General features: G+C 58.1%; 14 protein-coding genes and 1 tRNA gene. 9 read left to right on the top strand and 6 right to left on the bottom strand.

From position 1 onward, the window contains the following. Positions 1-24 precede the first annotated feature (24 nt). Positions 25-171: a hypothetical protein gene (locus S101446_RS17995; protein WP_010511556.1), complete on the top strand. Its 147-nt coding sequence runs from the start codon at positions 25-27 to the stop codon at positions 169-171. A 152-nt stretch (positions 172-323) separates the two neighbouring features. Beyond that, positions 324-674 (top strand): zinc ribbon domain-containing protein YjdM, encoded by a 351-nt coding sequence (locus tag S101446_RS04550; RefSeq protein ID WP_456303470.1) that lies wholly within the window; start codon positions 324-326, stop codon positions 672-674. 140 nt (positions 675-814) lie between these two features. Here S101446_RS04550 and S101446_RS04545 read toward each other — a convergent pair whose 3' ends face one another. The 3 genes from S101446_RS04545 to ruvX all read right to left on the bottom strand — a co-directional run bounded on the left by S101446_RS04545 (position 815) and on the right by ruvX (position 4152). Then, on the bottom strand, positions 815-2449 hold the full coding sequence (locus tag S101446_RS04545) for a dihydroxyacetone kinase subunit DhaK (protein WP_087607763.1): 1635 nt from the start codon (positions 2447-2449) through the stop codon (positions 815-817). A 129-nt stretch (positions 2450-2578) separates the two neighbouring features. Then, positions 2579-3508 carry an MIP/aquaporin family protein gene (locus tag S101446_RS04540; protein WP_087607762.1) on the bottom strand — a complete coding sequence of 310 codons (930 nt, stop codon included), beginning with the start codon at positions 3506-3508 and terminating at the stop codon, positions 2579-2581. A 167-nt stretch (positions 3509-3675) separates the two neighbouring features. Continuing rightward, a complete protein-coding gene (gene ruvX / locus S101446_RS04535; protein ID WP_087607761.1) occupies positions 3676-4152 on the bottom strand; it encodes a Holliday junction resolvase RuvX in 477 nt (158 codons plus the stop codon). A 75-nt stretch (positions 4153-4227) separates the two neighbouring features. Here ruvX and gatC point away from each other — a divergent pair, with 75 nt between their 5' ends. The 5 genes from gatC (at position 4228) to S101446_RS04510 (ending at position 8954) form a co-directional block, all read left to right on the top strand. Continuing rightward, complete coding sequence (gatC, locus tag S101446_RS04530; RefSeq protein ID WP_010511548.1) at positions 4228-4515, top strand: Asp-tRNA(Asn)/Glu-tRNA(Gln) amidotransferase subunit GatC; 288 nt, start codon at positions 4228-4230, stop codon at positions 4513-4515. Position 4516: 1 nt separating this feature from the next. After that, positions 4517-6001, top strand: a complete 1485-nt coding sequence (gene gatA, locus S101446_RS04525; RefSeq protein ID WP_087607760.1) for an Asp-tRNA(Asn)/Glu-tRNA(Gln) amidotransferase subunit GatA — start codon at positions 4517-4519, stop codon at positions 5999-6001. Next, complete coding sequence (gatB, locus tag S101446_RS04520) at positions 5998-7446, top strand: Asp-tRNA(Asn)/Glu-tRNA(Gln) amidotransferase subunit GatB (protein ID WP_019086545.1); 1449 nt, start codon at positions 5998-6000, stop codon at positions 7444-7446. Before gatA ends, gatB begins: the two co-directional genes overlap by 4 nt. A 99-nt stretch (positions 7447-7545) precedes the next feature. After that, positions 7546-7638: transfer RNA gene (locus tag S101446_RS04515), tRNA-Ser, on the top strand. Positions 7639-7775: 137 nt separating this feature from the next. After that, positions 7776-8954, top strand: coding sequence for a tyrosine-type recombinase/integrase (locus S101446_RS04510; RefSeq protein WP_087607759.1), 1179 nt, complete (start codon positions 7776-7778; stop codon positions 8952-8954). 127 nt (positions 8955-9081) lie between these two features. On the opposite strand, the gene S101446_RS04505 is transcribed toward S101446_RS04510, so the two are convergent. From S101446_RS04505 to S101446_RS04490, 3 genes are all read right to left on the bottom strand, one after another. Beyond that, positions 9082-9288, bottom strand: a complete 207-nt coding sequence (locus S101446_RS04505; protein ID WP_087608836.1) for a helix-turn-helix transcriptional regulator — start codon at positions 9286-9288, stop codon at positions 9082-9084. A 377-nt stretch (positions 9289-9665) separates the two neighbouring features. Further along, positions 9666-10115, bottom strand: a complete 450-nt coding sequence (locus S101446_RS04500) for a hypothetical protein (RefSeq protein WP_244184504.1) — start codon at positions 10113-10115, stop codon at positions 9666-9668. A 962-nt stretch (positions 10116-11077) separates the two neighbouring features. Further along, the gene (locus tag S101446_RS04490) at positions 11078-11701 is read right to left on the bottom strand and encodes an HAD-IA family hydrolase (protein WP_087607756.1); all 624 of its coding nucleotides are present in this window, start codon (positions 11699-11701) and stop codon (positions 11078-11080) included. Between the two features lie 277 nt (positions 11702-11978). Between S101446_RS04490 and S101446_RS04485 the strand changes: the two genes are divergently transcribed. Both S101446_RS04485 and S101446_RS04480 read left to right on the top strand, forming a co-directional pair. Continuing rightward, positions 11979-12911 carry a LysR family transcriptional regulator gene (locus S101446_RS04485; RefSeq protein WP_244184503.1) on the top strand — a complete coding sequence of 311 codons (933 nt, stop codon included), beginning with the start codon at positions 11979-11981 and terminating at the stop codon, positions 12909-12911. A 583-nt stretch (positions 12912-13494) separates the two neighbouring features. Then, a complete protein-coding gene (locus tag S101446_RS04480; protein ID WP_244184502.1) occupies positions 13495-15582 on the top strand; it encodes a beta-glucosidase family protein in 2088 nt (695 codons plus the stop codon). The last annotated feature ends 50 nt before the right edge of the window (positions 15583-15632 follow it).

Below are 15632 nucleotides of genomic sequence, written 5' to 3'. Positions count from 1 at the left end.
GAACAGCTGGAGAGGAGAAAACCAATGCGAAACCTTGCGCGGATGATGATGGCGGTGGCTGTCCTTGGCTGTCTTGCCGGGTGCGACAAACCAAAGCCCGCCGGTGGCGGGTCGGATGACGGCGGTGGGCCCGGCGTCAGTACCCATGGTGGCACCGCGCCGCAGCAGTAAATGCCACAATCTGGGCCGCGCCGGGCTGTCTGCCCGCGCGGCCTGTCGGCTGAATTGCCGCTGACTGGCGCAAAAGCATGTGGCTGCATGATCCATGTCCTTTCCGCATATGGGGCTGTGCTGTATGAGCGCGGTCCCAGATAGTGAGGATGATGATGGAAGCTGACATGACATGCCCCCAGTGCGGGTGCGAACACGTCTACCCCGATGGCAGCCTGTGGAACTGCCCCGAATGTGGATATGAATGGAACCCGCAGGATGCTGCCCCCGCGACGGACGGCGTGGCGGAAATACGTGACGCCAACGGCAATGTGCTGGCCGATGGGGACAGCGTGACCGTTATCAAGGACCTGAAGATCAAGGGCGCGTCCTCGGTCATCAAGGGCGGGACGAAAGTTCGCGGCATCCGACTGGTCGATGCGACGGATGGGCACAACATCGCCTGCAAGATCAGCGGCGTGGGTGCGATCAACCTGAAATCGGAATTCGTGAAGAAAGCCTGAACGGATTGAAGGGTTTCTGGTGAAGCTTTTTTTTTCAAGAAGCTTCAGGGTGCGCCGTCTTTTTCAAAAAAGACGGCGCCGGGAAACCTGCATTGTTTTTGGGGCAGACGGACGGTTGCCAGTCCCCTGCCCCGCATTGTTCAGCCTGCCGCCAGCCCTTCCAGAAGGCGGGCTACGGCTTCGGCCCCCGGGTCGGGCACGTTACGCACCTGCGCGCTGGGTACATAGGCGGCGCGTCCGGCGCGGGCGCTGTCCATCGTGGTGGTGGATTGAGCGCCCTGCCGTGCCGCCAGCGCCACATCAGGCAGGCTGCCGCCGGTCGCCAGCACTTCCAGCGCCGGATACAGCGCGTCGATCATGGTGCGGTCGCCCGGTTTCGCACCACCGCACGCCATCATGTGTTCCAGCCCGTCGCGCAATGCCTGCCGCCAGGGTTCCGGGCTGCGTCCGGCTGCCGAGAACATGATGGCGAACAGCACGCCGCTCGACCCGCCCGCATGCTGGGTCAGGATGTTGCTTATGGTGGTCATGAGGTGATGCGGGTCAGCCAGTGGCAGGCGGTCAAGCGCTGCCGTGATTTCACGCGCGGCCCCCGCGAAGGTGGAACCCGCATCCCCATCCCCGATCCGGCCATCCAGTTCGTTCAGCGCCGCTTCATTGGCGATCAGGATGTCCGCCCCGCGTTCGAGCACATGCCGCAGCGCGGGATTGGGTGTGGCGGGATACGGGAAGGCGTCGGGCATGTGGGGCATCGGTGCTATGGCAGGGCTGCCCAGCGGGGCGATGCCGGGCCAGGCGCGCGGCTGCGTCGGGGCCTGCAGCGCCGCGGTGATGGCTTCATCCAGTTCGATCAGCGTGAACGAAAAACCGTTCATGTCCAGCGCGGTCATAAGCGGCGCCGGACCAATGACGTGCGATACCCGGCGGGCCAGCGGCGTCTGGCTGAAGGCTTCCAGCAGCAGCGCCATCTCCACTTCCGGCACCGTGCCCAGATTGTTCAGCAGCAGCGCGAAACGGGTGTTGCGGACCGTCGTGGGCAGGCTGGCCTCCAGCGTATCGGCGGCAATGCGTACAAGGTCGTGGGCGCTTGCCATGGCAATGCGCTGGGCGCCTGGTTCACCATGAATGCCAAGGCCGAGTTCGACCTGATCGTTGGCAAGGCGGCTGGCGCGACCGGGTTCATACGGATTGCAGTCCTCCAGCGCCAGGCCGATGGTGCGCATGCGTTTTGCGCCGTCGCGCACGAATTCCGCAACCCGTGACAGCGGCCAGCCCTGCGTTGCGCCATATCCCGCCAGCTTGTGTGCCAGTACCGTCCCCGCCACGCCGCGCGGCGTGGCGGATTCAGGCAAGGCGATGTCATCGCCCACAATCACCATTTCCACCTGCCTGCCCAGCGCGCGCGCGCGTTCGGCCGCAAGCCCGAAGTTCAGCCGGTCACCGGTATAGTTCTTGACCACCAGCAGGCAGCCCGCATCCCCCGTGGTGGCCAGGATGGCGGCCACGATCGCGTCAACACAGGGGGAGGCGAACAGCGCGCCACACACCGCCGCCGTTAGCATCCCGCGCCCGACAAAACCGGCATGGGCGGGTTCATGCCCCGATCCGCCGCCGGAAACGACCGAAACCTGCGCACGATCCGGTTCGCGCTGCATGATGACACAGGTATCGGGATAACCATCCAGCCGGCACAGGTGGCTGCCCGCCGCCGAACGCAGGAACCCGTCCAGGGCTTCGGTTACGATGGTGTCGCGCGTGTTGAAAAAACGCTTCATTATTATGCTCTCTCCCTCGACGGGCCATGTCGGGCATGGCGGCTGGCGACTATGGCCGTTAATGCCACCCAAGCAAAACAACAGAATATGTCATTCGTGGGTTGCGCCAGATGCGGGCCAGCCGGTCCGTCAGGCCGGACCCGCGCCGGGGGGAACGTGGTCGGGGTCATCGGGGTGGTTAAGCTTGCGGTGCGGATCATCCAGTCCCGGCACGCGGCCATGGTGGCCGAAATTGACCAGTCGCGCCTCCAGCAGGTGCAGCTTGCCCAGCAGGTTCATGCGAATGGCCATGACCGCAAGCGACGCGCCTGCGAACGGCCCCACCACATAGATCCACAGCCCCGTCCACTGCCCCGCGAACAGTGCGGGCGCCAGCGTACGCGCGAAATTGACGCTGTTGCCCGACAGCCATGCCGTAACCGGGTTCATGATCAGGAAGAACAGCCCGCCCGACCATGGAGTAATGAACTTCCATTTCGGATGGGCCGCCAGCCAGTACAGCATGGCGATCAGGGCGGCGGTCACGAACATTTCCGACCACATCGCCCACCAGATCGAAATCTGCCCATATGGCACCGTCGCCCCATACCGCACGGCCACCGCCATGTTGCCCCACCAGGCGATCAGCCTGCCCGCCTCATACACCACAGCCGTGCCCAGGAAGGCGCCGACGACCTGTGCGATCATGTAGTTCAGTGCATCCACCCCCCCGATCCGCTTGGCCAGTGAAAACGCAAGGGTCACGGACGGGTTGATATGCGCCCCGCTGACCTTGCCAAACGGGGTCATGGCCGCAGCCGTGCCCGACAGGCCAAAGCACAGCCCGCACAGCGCGGTCTGGATGTAGGGATGATGCATGAGCGGCGATGAAAACGGGCTGCCGGGCGCCGTAAGCAGGATGACCGCGCTCAGGCCAAGGATCATGAGGATGGCGGTGGCGATCGCCTCGCAGAAATACAGCTTCCAGTGGAAGGGATTGTGCGGGTGCGGGTCGCCTGCCAGCGGGCGGTCATGCACATGGACATGCAGGTAGGGCAGATGCAGATGCGGCAGGCGCATGGCCGGTATCCTTGTTTATGCAACATGGGTCCGGCGGAAAAAGGCATTGGGGGGGAAGGATCACCTCCCGGTGCGCGCCGGTGGTCGGGGCAACCATAGCAGCCCCCGCACCGGGCGGGTCCGGTTTTGGCACAATCCAGTCATGCCATCACGAATGCGAAATCGGCCTATGCCCGCGTCTGCGGGATCGAGGCATCCAGGGCTGCCTGCAGTATGTAGGCCGCCGCGATCTGGTCCACTACTTCCCCCCGTCGCTGGCGGGTCATGTCGGCTTCCGAAATCAGGAAGCGGTTCACGGCAGACGACGACAGCCGTTCATCCCACATCGCCGCCGGCAGTCCGGTCATGTCCGACAGGTTGAGCGTCCAGTCCCGCGCCGCCTGCGCCGCCGGGCCAAAGCTGCCATCAAGCGACAGCGGCAGGCCGACCACCAGACCGCCTGCGTCCTGCATGCGTGCGATCCTGCTGATTTCAGCAGCCACGACCGACAGTTTTCCGCGTTTCAGTCCCGTGTGGGGGGATGCCAGCATCAGCCCCACATCCGACAGGGCGACGCCAATCGTCTTCTTTCCGGGGTCAAGGCCAAGCAGGCGCTGGCCGGGGCGCAGGGCTGCGCGCAGATCGCATATGTTGAACAGGGGCATGGTCGGGGGTATGTTCCTTCTTGGTCCTGCGCCGCAGGATATTCTTCCCCTGTTACGATGGAAAGTTATTGCTTCATGTCGCTTGATCCCGCGACCGTCCGCCGCATTGCCAGACTGGCACGGATTGGTATTGACGAGTCTGATCTTCCTGCCCTGCAAGGGGAGCTTAACGGGATCCTCGGCTGGGTCGAGCAGCTGAACGAGGTCGATGTCGAAGGGGTCACCCCCATGGTCGGCACGGGCCACGCCGCCCTGCGCACGCGTGACGACGTGGTGACCGATGGCAACTGCCGCGACGCCGTGCTGTCCAACGCGCCCGATGCCGTTGGCCCCTTCTATACCGTGCCCAAGGTTGTTGAATAAGATGAGCCTGACCGAACTGACGATTGCCGATGCGGCAGCAGGACTGCGCGCGCGCAAATTCAGCGCCGTGGAACTGGTGCGCGCGCATACGGATGCCATCGCCGCGCTGAACCCGCGCCTGAACGCCTACATCACCACCACGTCGGATGCGGCGCTGACGGCTGCTGCCCACGCGGATGAAACGCTGGCGAAGGGCGAGGCAGGGCCCCTGACCGGCATTCCGCTGGGGATCAAGGACCTGTTCTGCACCAATGGTGTGCGGACCACGGCGGCCAGCAACATCCTGAAAAACTTCGTTCCCCCGTACGAAAGCACGGTGACGGCCAACCTGCTGCGTGATGGCGCGGTGTTTGTGGGCAAGACCAACCTGGACGAATTCGCCATGGGGTCGGCCAACATCACTTCCGCCTTCGGCCCGGTGGAAAACCCGTGGAAGCGCAATGGCGATGATGCGGCGCTCGTGCCCGGTGGCTCGTCGGGCGGGTCCGCCGCCGCCGTAGCGGCGGGGCTTGCCATGGGGGCTACGGGCACCGATACCGGCGGGTCCATCCGCCAGCCCGCCGCCTATTGTGGCATTGTCGGGCTGAAGCCGACCTATGGCCGGTGCAGCCGGTTTGGCACCATTGCCTATGCATCCTCGCTGGATCAGGCCGGTCCCATGGCGCGCAGCGTGCGTGACTGCGCGATCATGCTGCAGTCCATGGCGGGCTTTGATGCGCGTGACAGCACCAGCGTGAACTGTGACGTGCCGGATTATTCCGCAGCCATCGGCCGCAGCCTGAAGGGGCTGAAGGTCGGCATCCCCGCCGAATACCGCGCCGAGGGCCTGTCCGCCGAGATCGAGGCGGCATGGCAGCAGGGTATCGCGTGGCTGAAGGCCGCGGGCTGCGAGATTGTCGATGTCTCCCTGCCCCACACCAAATACGGCCTGGCGACCTATTATATTGTCGCCCCTGCCGAATGTTCGTCCAACCTGGCCCGTTATGACGGCCTGCGCTTTGGCGAACGGGTGGAAGGCCCGACGCTGGACGCCATGTACGAAGCCACCCGCCGCGCGGGCTTTGGCCCGGAAGTGCGCCGCCGTATCATGATGGGGACGTATGTGCTTTCGGCAGGCTACTACGATGCCTATTACCTGAAGGCACAGAAGGTCCGCAGCCTGATCCGCCGCGACTTTACCGAAAGCTTCCAGAAGGTTGACGTGTTGCTGACCCCTACCGCGCCGACGCCCGCGTTCGCGCAGGGGGAAAAGACGGATGATCCGGTCCAGATGTACCTGAATGATATTTTCACCGTGCCGGCGTCCATGGCCGGCATGCCCGCCATGTCCGTGCCCGTGGGGCTTGGGGCCACCGGCCTGCCGCTTGGCCTGCAGCTGATCGGCCGTCCGTTTGACGAGGAAACCCTGCTGGCCGCAGGCAGCGCGCTGGAAAGTGCGGCGGGCTTCACCCACCGGCCTGCCATCCGTGCGGAGGGCGCGAAATGAGCTACACACTCGAAGGCAAGACCGGCACGTGGGAAATCGTGGTGGGGCTGGAAGTCCACGCGCAGGTCATCAGCCATTCCAAGCTGTTTTCCGGTGCCTCCGCATCCTACGGTGGGGAACCCAACACCCATGTCAGCCTGGTTGACGCGGGTTTTCCCGGCATGCTGCCGGTCCTGAACCACGAATGCGTGGCGCAGGCGATCCGCACCGGGCTGGGGCTGCGCGCGCGCATCAACCTGGAAAGCCGGTTCGACCGCAAGAACTATTTCTATGCCGACCTGCCGACCGGCTACCAGATCAGCCAGTTTACCCATCCCATCGTAGGTGAAGGCACGGTCGAGATCGAACTGGGCGATGGCACGGTGCGCCATATCGGCATCACGCGCCTGCATATGGAACAGGATGCGGGCAAGTCCATGCATGACCAGGACCCGACGCGGTCCTTCATCGACCTGAACCGTGCCGGTGTCGCCCTGATGGAAATCGTGAGCGAACCCGACATCCGCAGCCCGGAGGAAGCGGGCGCCTACCTGCGCAAGCTGCGCCAGATCCTGCGCTATCTGGGTACATGTGATGGCAACATGGAAGAAGGGTCCATGCGTGCCGACGTGAATGTTTCGGTGCGCAAGGCAGGCGAGCCGTTCCGTACGCGCTGCGAGATCAAGAACGTCAACTCCATCCGCTACGTCATGCATGCGATCGAGGTCGAGGCCACGCGCCAGATCGAGGTATGGGAAGACGGTGGCGAGGTTGATCAGGAAACCCGCCTGTTCGATCCGTCGCGCAATGAAACCCGTTCGCTGCGCAGCAAGGAAGACGCGCACGATTACCGCTATTTCCCCGACCCTGATCTGCTGCCGCTGGTGGTGGAGCAGGCATGGGTGGACGAACTGGAGCGCGGCCTGCCTGAACTGCCCGATGACAAGCGTGACCGTTTTATCAAGCAGTATGGTATCCCCCGTTACGACGCCAGCGTGCTGGTGGCCGAGCAGGCCATTGCCGATTATTACGAGGAAGTGGCGAAGGGCCGTGATGCCCGCCTGGCCGCCAACTGGGTCACGGGTGACCTGTTTGGTGCGTTGAACCGCACGGGTCGCGGCATTCAGGACAGTCCCATCTCGGCGCAGGCGCTGGGTGGTATGCTGGACCTGATGGCCGACAAGACAATCAATGGCAAGATTGCCAAGGAAGTCTTTGAGGACATGCTGGAAACCGGCGACAGTGCCGCCGACATCGTGGAACGCAAGGGCCTGAAGCAGGTAACCGACACCGGCGCGATTGACGCCGCCGTGGCCGACGTGCTGGCGCGCAATGCGGACAAGGTGGAGGAATACCGGGGTGGCAAGGATCGCCTGTTCGGGTTTTTCGTGGGCCAGGTGATGAAAGCCATGGCAGGCAAGGCCAATCCGGCCATTGTGAATGAGGCCCTGAAAAAAGTTTTGTAAAAACGGGCTTTAACGCATTTTGGGGCTTTGCAGGGTTGCGGCAACACGCTAAAAGCAGCCCTGCAAACGCCGTGTTACTTATAATGCGCGCTCTTCGGCGGAGGGGTGGCCGAGTGGCTGAAGGCGGCGGTTTGCTAAACCGTTATACGATGTCAAGTCGTATCGAGAGTTCGAATCTCTTCCCCTCCGCCAATCACTTTTTCCAGACAATCTAAAATAGCATCACAAGTGGCGGAAGACCTAGGTTTTTGGCCCATTTTGTGTTGCATGTTGTTCCATTGAATTGCACTTTATCCCGCGTCAGATGTGGGAAAAAATGTGGGATAAAAATGGGACGTCTTTCCGCGACAGCCGTAAAGGCCGCGAGAGAGCCCGGACGCTACGGCGATGGGGATGGGCTCTATCTCGTCATTAGTCCGAAAGGCGGCAAATCATGGGTGTGCCGCATTCAGAAAAATGGTCGGCGACGCGACATTGGTCTAGGCAGTGCAAAGACCGTGTCCTTGGTTCTGGCACGTCAGCGGGCGGGCAAGGCCCGAATGCAGGTTGAAGCCGGGCTTGATCCTATAGTCGAACGTCGTAAGGAAGCGGGCATTCCTACCTTCCGTGAAGCTGCCCTGAAAGTGTATGCAGAGAATGAAGCGACATGGAAAAACAGGAAGCATCGCGGGCAATGGCTGGCGACCCTTGAAAGCTACGCCTTTCCTGTCATCGGAGACATTTCCATAGCTGATCTTGATGGTCACCACGTCAGGGAGGTAATTGCGCCCATCTGGTTGCCAAAGCAGGAAACTGCACGTCGCGTTCGACAACGAATCAGCGCGGTCGTGGATTGGTCGATCGGCAAAGGCTACCGTAATCTTCCTCTGCCCATGGCTGCGATGGACAAGTCTCTTCCAAAAGTGAAAAGTAAGTCCGTCCATCATGCGGCGCTACCTTATGTCGAGGTTCCAGCTTTTGTAGCCTATCTCCGTTCCGGTAATTCGCTAGGGCGCCTTGCACTGGTCGGACTTATCCTGACAGCTGCACGCTCCGGCGAGATCAGGGGCGCGACGTGGGATGAAGTTGACCTGGATAACGCTTTATGGACGATACCTGCGACGCGTATGAAAGCAGGACGCGAACATGTTGTTCCTCTATCCCGGCCGACGTTGGATATATTCATGCGTGCCCATAAGTATCGCGAATTACGTAGCAACCTTGTATTTCCGGGTTTGCGAAGGGGCAAACCTCTTTCTGATATGACGTTGACGAAGATCTGTCGTGATGCCGGTATCGCGGCGGTTCCTCATGGATTTCGTTCGTCTTTTCGGGACTGGGTTGCTGAAGAAACAGAATTCGACGGTGATATTGCCGAAATGGCGCTAGCTCATGCTATCGCAAGCAAGGTCGAAGCTGCTTATCGACGTGGGAATCTTCTGGAAAAGCGGCGCGTCCTGATGGATGCTTGGGGAACTTATTGCATTCCGAAGAAACAAACAGATGAAATGCGACCAGATAGCCTATGAAGACGGGTCCGGCTTTACAGTAGTTGGTATGCGCTGCTGATGCTGGCCTGACCGGGTTCGTGACCATGGTGGAGCCGAGTGGCCAGGCCAGGGCAGCCTCGGAGAACTGATTGCAACAAGAAACCGGTCAGTTGCCTGGCGTACCGGCGGTATTGACCCAGTCCTCGATAGTGCCGGAATGCCAGCGGATTGTGCCGCTGGACAGTTTGCGTGGTCTGGGGAAAGTCCCTTTACTGATATGCCGGTAAATGGCCGCCCGGCTCAGTCCGGTTCTTTCAGTAACTTCCCGGAGACGTAGAAGTCTGCTGTCGGGCTTGTATTCTGTTGCGTCCATGTTCAGATCCTCCATGTTTTGCCTACTTGGATCAACATTTTGCTGTTCCTGATACCAGCACTGCCTCCCAGCGAGGGGCCGCAGTGTCCAGGCAGCTTCCGGGTCTTTCCGGAGTGTGCCCGACTGCCTGTGAAGCGGTTACGGAACGGAACTGATTAAGACGGCACGAGGCTATGCGGCCGCAACCGATCTGGCCGGTGATAGGGGAACCGGATAGAAAGACTTGCAGGCGGCAGCCTGCGTGGACTACGGGACTTCCCTCGGAATCCTGTCCGGTTTCGGTCTGAAAAAACGGCTGTGCCGGATGTCCTGTCCCGAGTTTTCGGATCGCAGGCTGACTGCCTGACTCATGAGGCAGAAATCGGATATGGATCAGTTCATGGACCGATGCGGATGCCGGATACGTCTACCGTATCGGGAACCTGCTGAGCCGCAGGCGGGGTTGGCGGCGTGGTCGTCTGGCGGGACGAACTTTGTGCGTGCGTGGGGAAATCAGGCGGCATGCAGTCTTTGGGCAGGCTGTTCCTGGCGGTCTGTTTTTCCGTGAAGGGACTACTCTGGTCCATGCCAGATCCCATACCCGTCGGCATCGGGCCGGGCATACCGCCTGCGCCTGTCATGCCGCCCATGGGAAAACCACCCATCATGCCGCGCCCGCTGCCGACGCCAAAGCCCGTGGTTATGCTGCCATGAACGCTGCCGTTGCGCGACGATGGGGGGCGCCAGCATTTATCGGTATGGTCCGGCGGTTGGTGACAGCCTGATATCGCTACCACAAGGACAGGCAGGAAGAACGTGATGGCACATCCTGTATTATGATTGGACATGGACAGCAGTGGCATCTCACCTGTTGGGACCCCAACCTTAATCCGCAAGACGGTTGTGTTCCCGTCACGAAATGTAAACCCGCAGCTTACCAGTCTTCGACGGTTTCCCTGTCTTTCTCATCGGGTGCAAACGGACCAGGCGGGTCATCCGTGGGCGGATCAACCGGTTCGTCATCGCTGCTCCAGTCCGGCATATTCGGTCGGGGATCATCGAGCGGATCATTATCCGGGTCAGGCCCGGGATCCGGAATGGGTGTGGGGGGTGGCACCGTGGTTGGCGGTTCAGATGGCGCGGGAATATCCGGATTATGTCTGACCGGCATCCTGAACATGACGTTCCACTCCCGACAAGTCCACGTGCAACGGAAAGGGCCGGTGACAGGTTGCATGCACGTTCCTGCCTGTCAGCGTGCTTTTCTGCCGGTTATGTTCAGAACGACTGGATGGCATGGCGTGGACCTGATCTTTTCATCAAAAAGGTTGGAGGGACGGAATAAGTTGAACTGTTGCTGTTCTGGTTTCAGTCGTTGCCCAACCTACCGTGGTGCTCACCCCAGTCGCCGTCCCGGCTATTGCCACTAAGGTTGCTGCGCTCGCCGGGGTCACTGTTCTGGTCACCACGTTACCATCGCGATCGCCACGTTGGCTACCGGGAGCGTGATGAAGGCGGGGCTCACGACACTATCGGTCCAGGCATTCGGGGGAGAATGCCGGGCGATTACGACTGTCTGCGTGTGTGTTTCATGCTTACCGATATTAGTCCAGATATATCCCATAAAAAGATATAAAGCTTCATCGTGGCCGATCGTGGTTTCAGCAGACGGGTTTCGCGAACGACTATACTGTTTGAATATACGCTTTGGATGTCGGTTACGATCGGTTGACAGGTCATATATCTGGCTATGCGTACATAAGGTTGACCAATTATCCGGCCGACAAACGATAATATGATCTGCAAAAGATCAGAGATAATCCGCAATTGCATGGTTACCGCTTCGAGAGGGAACCAAATTTCCGACGATGGCGACTTCGGCTCCAGCCGCTTTGGCAGCCGCAACCCCTGCCGGAGAATCTTCAAACACGAGGCAGTTTGTGATCAAAACGCCGAGACGTTGAGCGGCCCTGAGGAAACCTTCTGGTGCAGGCTTTCCCTGCCGGACGTCTTCCGCCGTGATCATCACGCTCGGGACTGGTAAATGAACTGCCCGAAGCCGGACCTCAGCCAGCGCACGCGGCGCAGACGTGACTATGGCCCAATGATTTGGGTCAAGACGATCCAGAAATGCATTGATCCCGCCAACTGGTACAATTCCGTCCACGTCATTCAGTTCTGCCTCGAGGATACTTTTGGCTTCGCTGTCTATATCAGTTTCAGGCGGAGCAAATCGACGGACTGTATCTATGGCCCTTACGCCATGTATGGTCGAGAGTACTTCTTCAACATCAATTCCATGACGCAGGGCCCATGCGCGCCAGACGCGTTCCGTCACAGCAGACGAATCTAGCATCGTGCCATCCATATCAAACAGAAAAGCCTCATAAGAGCGGCCGCGGAATTCCGGTGGAAGATTGATTGAATCTGACATAGTCGAACCTTTTAAATGCGAGGTGGAGAAATCACTCCCTTAACGTTGCAGCAGTGGTAAGGTGACTGATGGCACGAACTAAAAAACTCACTTTTCAAGAGGCGCAAGTATTGCGTCAAAATTAGTTCAGTTCGCAAAATGTTTTTATTCGTTGTGCCGCTCAACAGAAGCATAAAAATATCATCATTTCAAAAAAGCAAGACATATCGCGGAACGAAGCCATCAAGAACTGTTGTCGCTTTGTCTCGACCGAAATACATGAACGGGATACGATAATATGAGAAATTTTAATGAGGAACGCTCATATATGTCCCGTGAATATCTGAATGATCTGAATGCGTTCCTGGCCGTCGCCAGAGAAAAAAGTTTCACAAGGGCAGCAGCGAAGCTAGGGGTCTCGCAGTCAGCTTTAAGTCATACTATAAGGCAGTTGGAACAACGATTGGGAATTCCACTCCTGACACGTACGACCCGCAGCGTGTCGACGACCCATGCAGGAGACTACCTCGTTCGGAATGTAGGGCCTCATCTTGACCAGATCGAAACTCAGATATCCGCTATCGGTCAACTTCAAAATCGGCCAAGCGGAACCATTCGTATTACCGCTGCAGATGATGCTATTGCCTGCATCATACGACCGAAACTATCCGAGTTTCTAAGGAAATATCCAGAAATAAAAGTCGAATTGAACGCAAGCCTCAAAATGGTTGACCTCATTAAAGAGCGTTTTGATGCTGGCGTGAGAATGGGCGAGCATACAAACAAAGAAATGGCCTCCATTCCAATTACATCTGATGTTCGTTTTGTTGTTGTCGGCTCACCTTCGTATTTCAAAGGTCGAAAAAAACCGCAAAATCCAAGCGATCTACTCCAGCATAATTGTATTACAATGCGTTTACCGACGCGCGGGGGAATCTATGCATGGGAATTTGAGAAGGACGGAGAAGAACTTAAAATACGGGTTGACGGACAACTTGTCCTTAACGGCAGTCTTGCGGTCTGCGATGCGTGTCTGGATGGTATTGGCCTCGGACACATGCCCGAGATGGTAGCAAAGAAATACATAGCTGACGGGCGTCTGATCAGCGTCCTTCAGGACTGGCTGCCCTTTTGGTCAGGCTATCATCTCTGTTTCCCGCATAATCATGAAAACACAATGCCGTTCTCCCTGTTCGCTGAGGAGATGCGCTATACGCCGGAACATTCATGAGCAGAATTGCAAACCAAATGCGAAAAAAAAGGGCTAATCAAATGCCTCGCAAAAACTTAAATAGAGAGTGAGGAGAAATTTTCTCCTCAGCGAGGAAGCTGTTTCGCCTTCGGAGGAACGGGTAGGCATGCGTTTTCAATCGCTTCCGACTATTTTGGGCCGTGAGAACATCGGGACGCCCACAATTACCCGCGTGACGTTACGGGATGATATCTCAATTGCGAGAATCCTGGATAGAACGGCGACCAACTCCAGTATCTTCACGGAAAGTGACTACTACGACTGCAAGCTACGACAGTTGTGTCCGACGCAGTCCTCCTTAAGGCAGTCATTCGCCAATAAGGGCCGCATCAGGGCTTACGCCACTGCCCGTGTGGACACTGACCCCTCCCAAAAACGCGTTTTTCGGCCCGATCGAGGTGAGCCGTCCGTAGCTCCCTCTCGAGAGGACATATAGATGACATCCCCTAAATTATTCTGTGCATCAACGGCCGCAATTATCGGACTGCTCTTAAACCCGGTGACCTCACATGCCCGTCGGCCGTCTGCAGAAGGTGACAGCGCTGATGTTCGGGCACAACAGATGCTCGACCATCTGACTTTGCAACAAAAGCTTTCCATGGTCTTTACTGTCGACGGAGGCGGGACCGTTGGTGCAACGCCAATCCCTCCGGGAGGACTTGGGTCCGCAGGTTATCTGAAATCACCGACCGGCTTGCCAGCGTTACAGATCGCCGATGCGGGCCTGGGATTACGAAATCCGTCGCATATTCGCCCTGATGGGCAGGCGGTCGAACTGCCTTCAGGTCTTGCAGTCGCAAGCACCTGGAGCACCGATACAGCGCGGCAGGGCGGCTCCATGATCGGTGGCGAAGCATGGCATCAGGGATTCAACGTTCTTCTTGCAGGGGGCGCAAACCTGACACGAGATCCGCGCGGAGGGCGCAATTTCGAGTACGCTGGCGAAGACCCCCTGCTGACGGGGAAAATTGTTGGGGCAACGATCAGCGGCATACAATCGCAAAATGTCATCTCCACGTTGAAGCATTATGCGATGAATGACCTCGAAACGTCTCGAATGACTCTAAGCGCAGATATTGATAATGCAGCCATGCGCGAAAGCGATCTGCTTGCATTTGAAATTGCCGTAGAAACCGGACATCCGGGTGCGGTGATGTGTGCATATAATCGCGTTAACGACATTTATGCCTGTGAAAATCCTTATCTTCTAACAACAGTTCTTAAAGATGATTGGAAATATCCAGGCTTTGTCATGTCGGACTGGGGGGGCACCCGTTCCTCGTTTCGGGCAGCCCTTGCCGGACTGGATCAGGAATCTGCTGGTGACAGTACGGATGCCCGTCAGTATTTCCGTGATATCCTTCCCCGTGATGTTCAGCAGGGGCGTGTACCGATCAGTCGCGTAGACGACATGGCCCGACGTATCATCCGCTCAATGTATGCCGTAGGTTTGGTTGACCATCCTCATGAGATAGCCCCTCTTGATGTTGCACACGATATGCTGGTCTCACAACAGACTGAGGAAAAAGGGGCCGTACTGCTAAAAAACCAGTCCAATCTCCTTCCCCTTGATCGTAAGGCGCGAATTGCTGTGATTGGCGGACATGCAGATGTCGGCATATTGTCTGGGGGAGGGTCAACCCAAGTCGACCCTATCGGTGCGCCCCCAGAAGGCGTTGTGAAAGGGCCTGGCAAGAAAGAATGGCCCGGCGATCCGGTCTATTTCCCTTCGTCGCCTCTTGCCTTCATGCGGGAGGAAGCGCCCTCTGCGCATATAACCTTCGATTCTGGTACGAATATCACTCAAGCGATCGAAGCCGCACAGAAAGCAGACGTGGCAGTTGTATTCGTGACGCAATATACCTTTGAAGGTTCGGACGCGCCGAATTCGATGCGACTGGATGGCAATCAGGATGCGCTGGTCGCGGCCGTGGCACATGCCAATCCGCATACGGTTGTGGTAATGGAAACAGGCGACCCAATCTTGATGCCGTGGCTTCCAGATGTCGGTGCTGTCTTGGAAGCGTGGTATCCTGGCTCTGCCGGAGGACATGCCATCGCCCGGTTACTGTATGGTACCGTTGCGCCATCAGGGCATCTTCCGATGACTTTTCCTGCCGCCGCCGCTCAACTTGCCCATCCGGATATTGCTGGAGATGGCGCGGATACCGTCTTCCAGATGCAATTTCGAAGCGATCAGGAAGTCATCTACGATGAAGGCAGCGAAGTCGGGTATCGGTGGTTCGACAGAAATCATGCACAACCGTTATTTCCATTTGGCTATGGTCTCACCTACACCACGTTTCAGAATGATGGATTACATCTAGTCCAACGTAGGCATAATATTCTTGCCACCTTTACTGTCCGGAATACCGGAGCACGCGCTGGGATAGACGTGCCACAGATTTATGTGCGCTTACCTGACGGTGGTGGGCGACGCCTGGCAGGATGGAATACGGTGACGTTGGCACCTGGAGAAAGTAAGGGAATTTCAGTTCCGCTTGATCCCAGAATCCTTGCACGTTTTGATGCGAAACAGGGACGGTGGAATGTAGCTTCGGGCCACTACACTATTTGGCTAGCGTCTTCGTCTGGTGATAATTCTGATTCAAAATCATTTAAAATAGATGGATTCCACATTTCTCATTAATAATATAAAATATATATTTAAATAAAATTATTTACAGGTATTAGGTCGCC

Origin of the sequence: Komagataeibacter europaeus (assembly GCF_002173515.1) — a bacterium.
Classification (GTDB): domain Bacteria; phylum Pseudomonadota; class Alphaproteobacteria; order Acetobacterales; family Acetobacteraceae; genus Komagataeibacter; species Komagataeibacter europaeus.
This window is presented reverse-complemented; position numbering and strand designations above follow the sequence as displayed.

Bases quoted from the DNA above. Each gene is read 5' to 3' on its own strand.
- S101446_RS04485 (WP_244184503.1), top strand. From the start codon at position 11,979: ATGAGAAATTTTAATGAGGAACGCTCATATATGTCCCGTGAATATCTG.
- S101446_RS04540 (WP_087607762.1), bottom strand. From the start codon at position 3,508: ATGCGCCTGCCGCATCTGCATCTGCCCTACCTGCATGTCCATGTGCAT.
- S101446_RS04550 (WP_456303470.1), top strand. From the start codon at position 324: ATGATGGAAGCTGACATGACATGCCCCCAGTGCGGGTGCGAACACGTC.
- S101446_RS04505 (WP_087608836.1), bottom strand. From the start codon at position 9,288: ATGGACGCAACAGAATACAAGCCCGACAGCAGACTTCTACGTCTCCGG.
- S101446_RS04490 (WP_087607756.1), bottom strand. From the start codon at position 11,701: ATGTCAGATTCAATCAATCTTCCACCGGAATTCCGCGGCCGCTCTTAT.
- S101446_RS04545 (WP_087607763.1), bottom strand. From the start codon at position 2,449: ATGAAGCGTTTTTTCAACACGCGCGACACCATCGTAACCGAAGCCCTG.
- gatA (WP_087607760.1), top strand. From the start codon at position 4,517: ATGAGCCTGACCGAACTGACGATTGCCGATGCGGCAGCAGGACTGCGC.
- S101446_RS04500 (WP_244184504.1), bottom strand. From the start codon at position 10,115: ATGTCCAATCATAATACAGGATGTGCCATCACGTTCTTCCTGCCTGTC.
- gatB (WP_019086545.1), top strand. From the start codon at position 5,998: ATGAGCTACACACTCGAAGGCAAGACCGGCACGTGGGAAATCGTGGTG.
- ruvX (WP_087607761.1), bottom strand. From the start codon at position 4,152: ATGCCCCTGTTCAACATATGCGATCTGCGCGCAGCCCTGCGCCCCGGC.
- S101446_RS04510 (WP_087607759.1), top strand. From the start codon at position 7,776: ATGGGACGTCTTTCCGCGACAGCCGTAAAGGCCGCGAGAGAGCCCGGA.
- S101446_RS17995 (WP_010511556.1), top strand. From the start codon at position 25: ATGCGAAACCTTGCGCGGATGATGATGGCGGTGGCTGTCCTTGGCTGT.
- gatC (WP_010511548.1), top strand. From the start codon at position 4,228: ATGTCGCTTGATCCCGCGACCGTCCGCCGCATTGCCAGACTGGCACGG.
- S101446_RS04480 (WP_244184502.1), top strand. From the start codon at position 13,495: ATGCTCGACCATCTGACTTTGCAACAAAAGCTTTCCATGGTCTTTACT.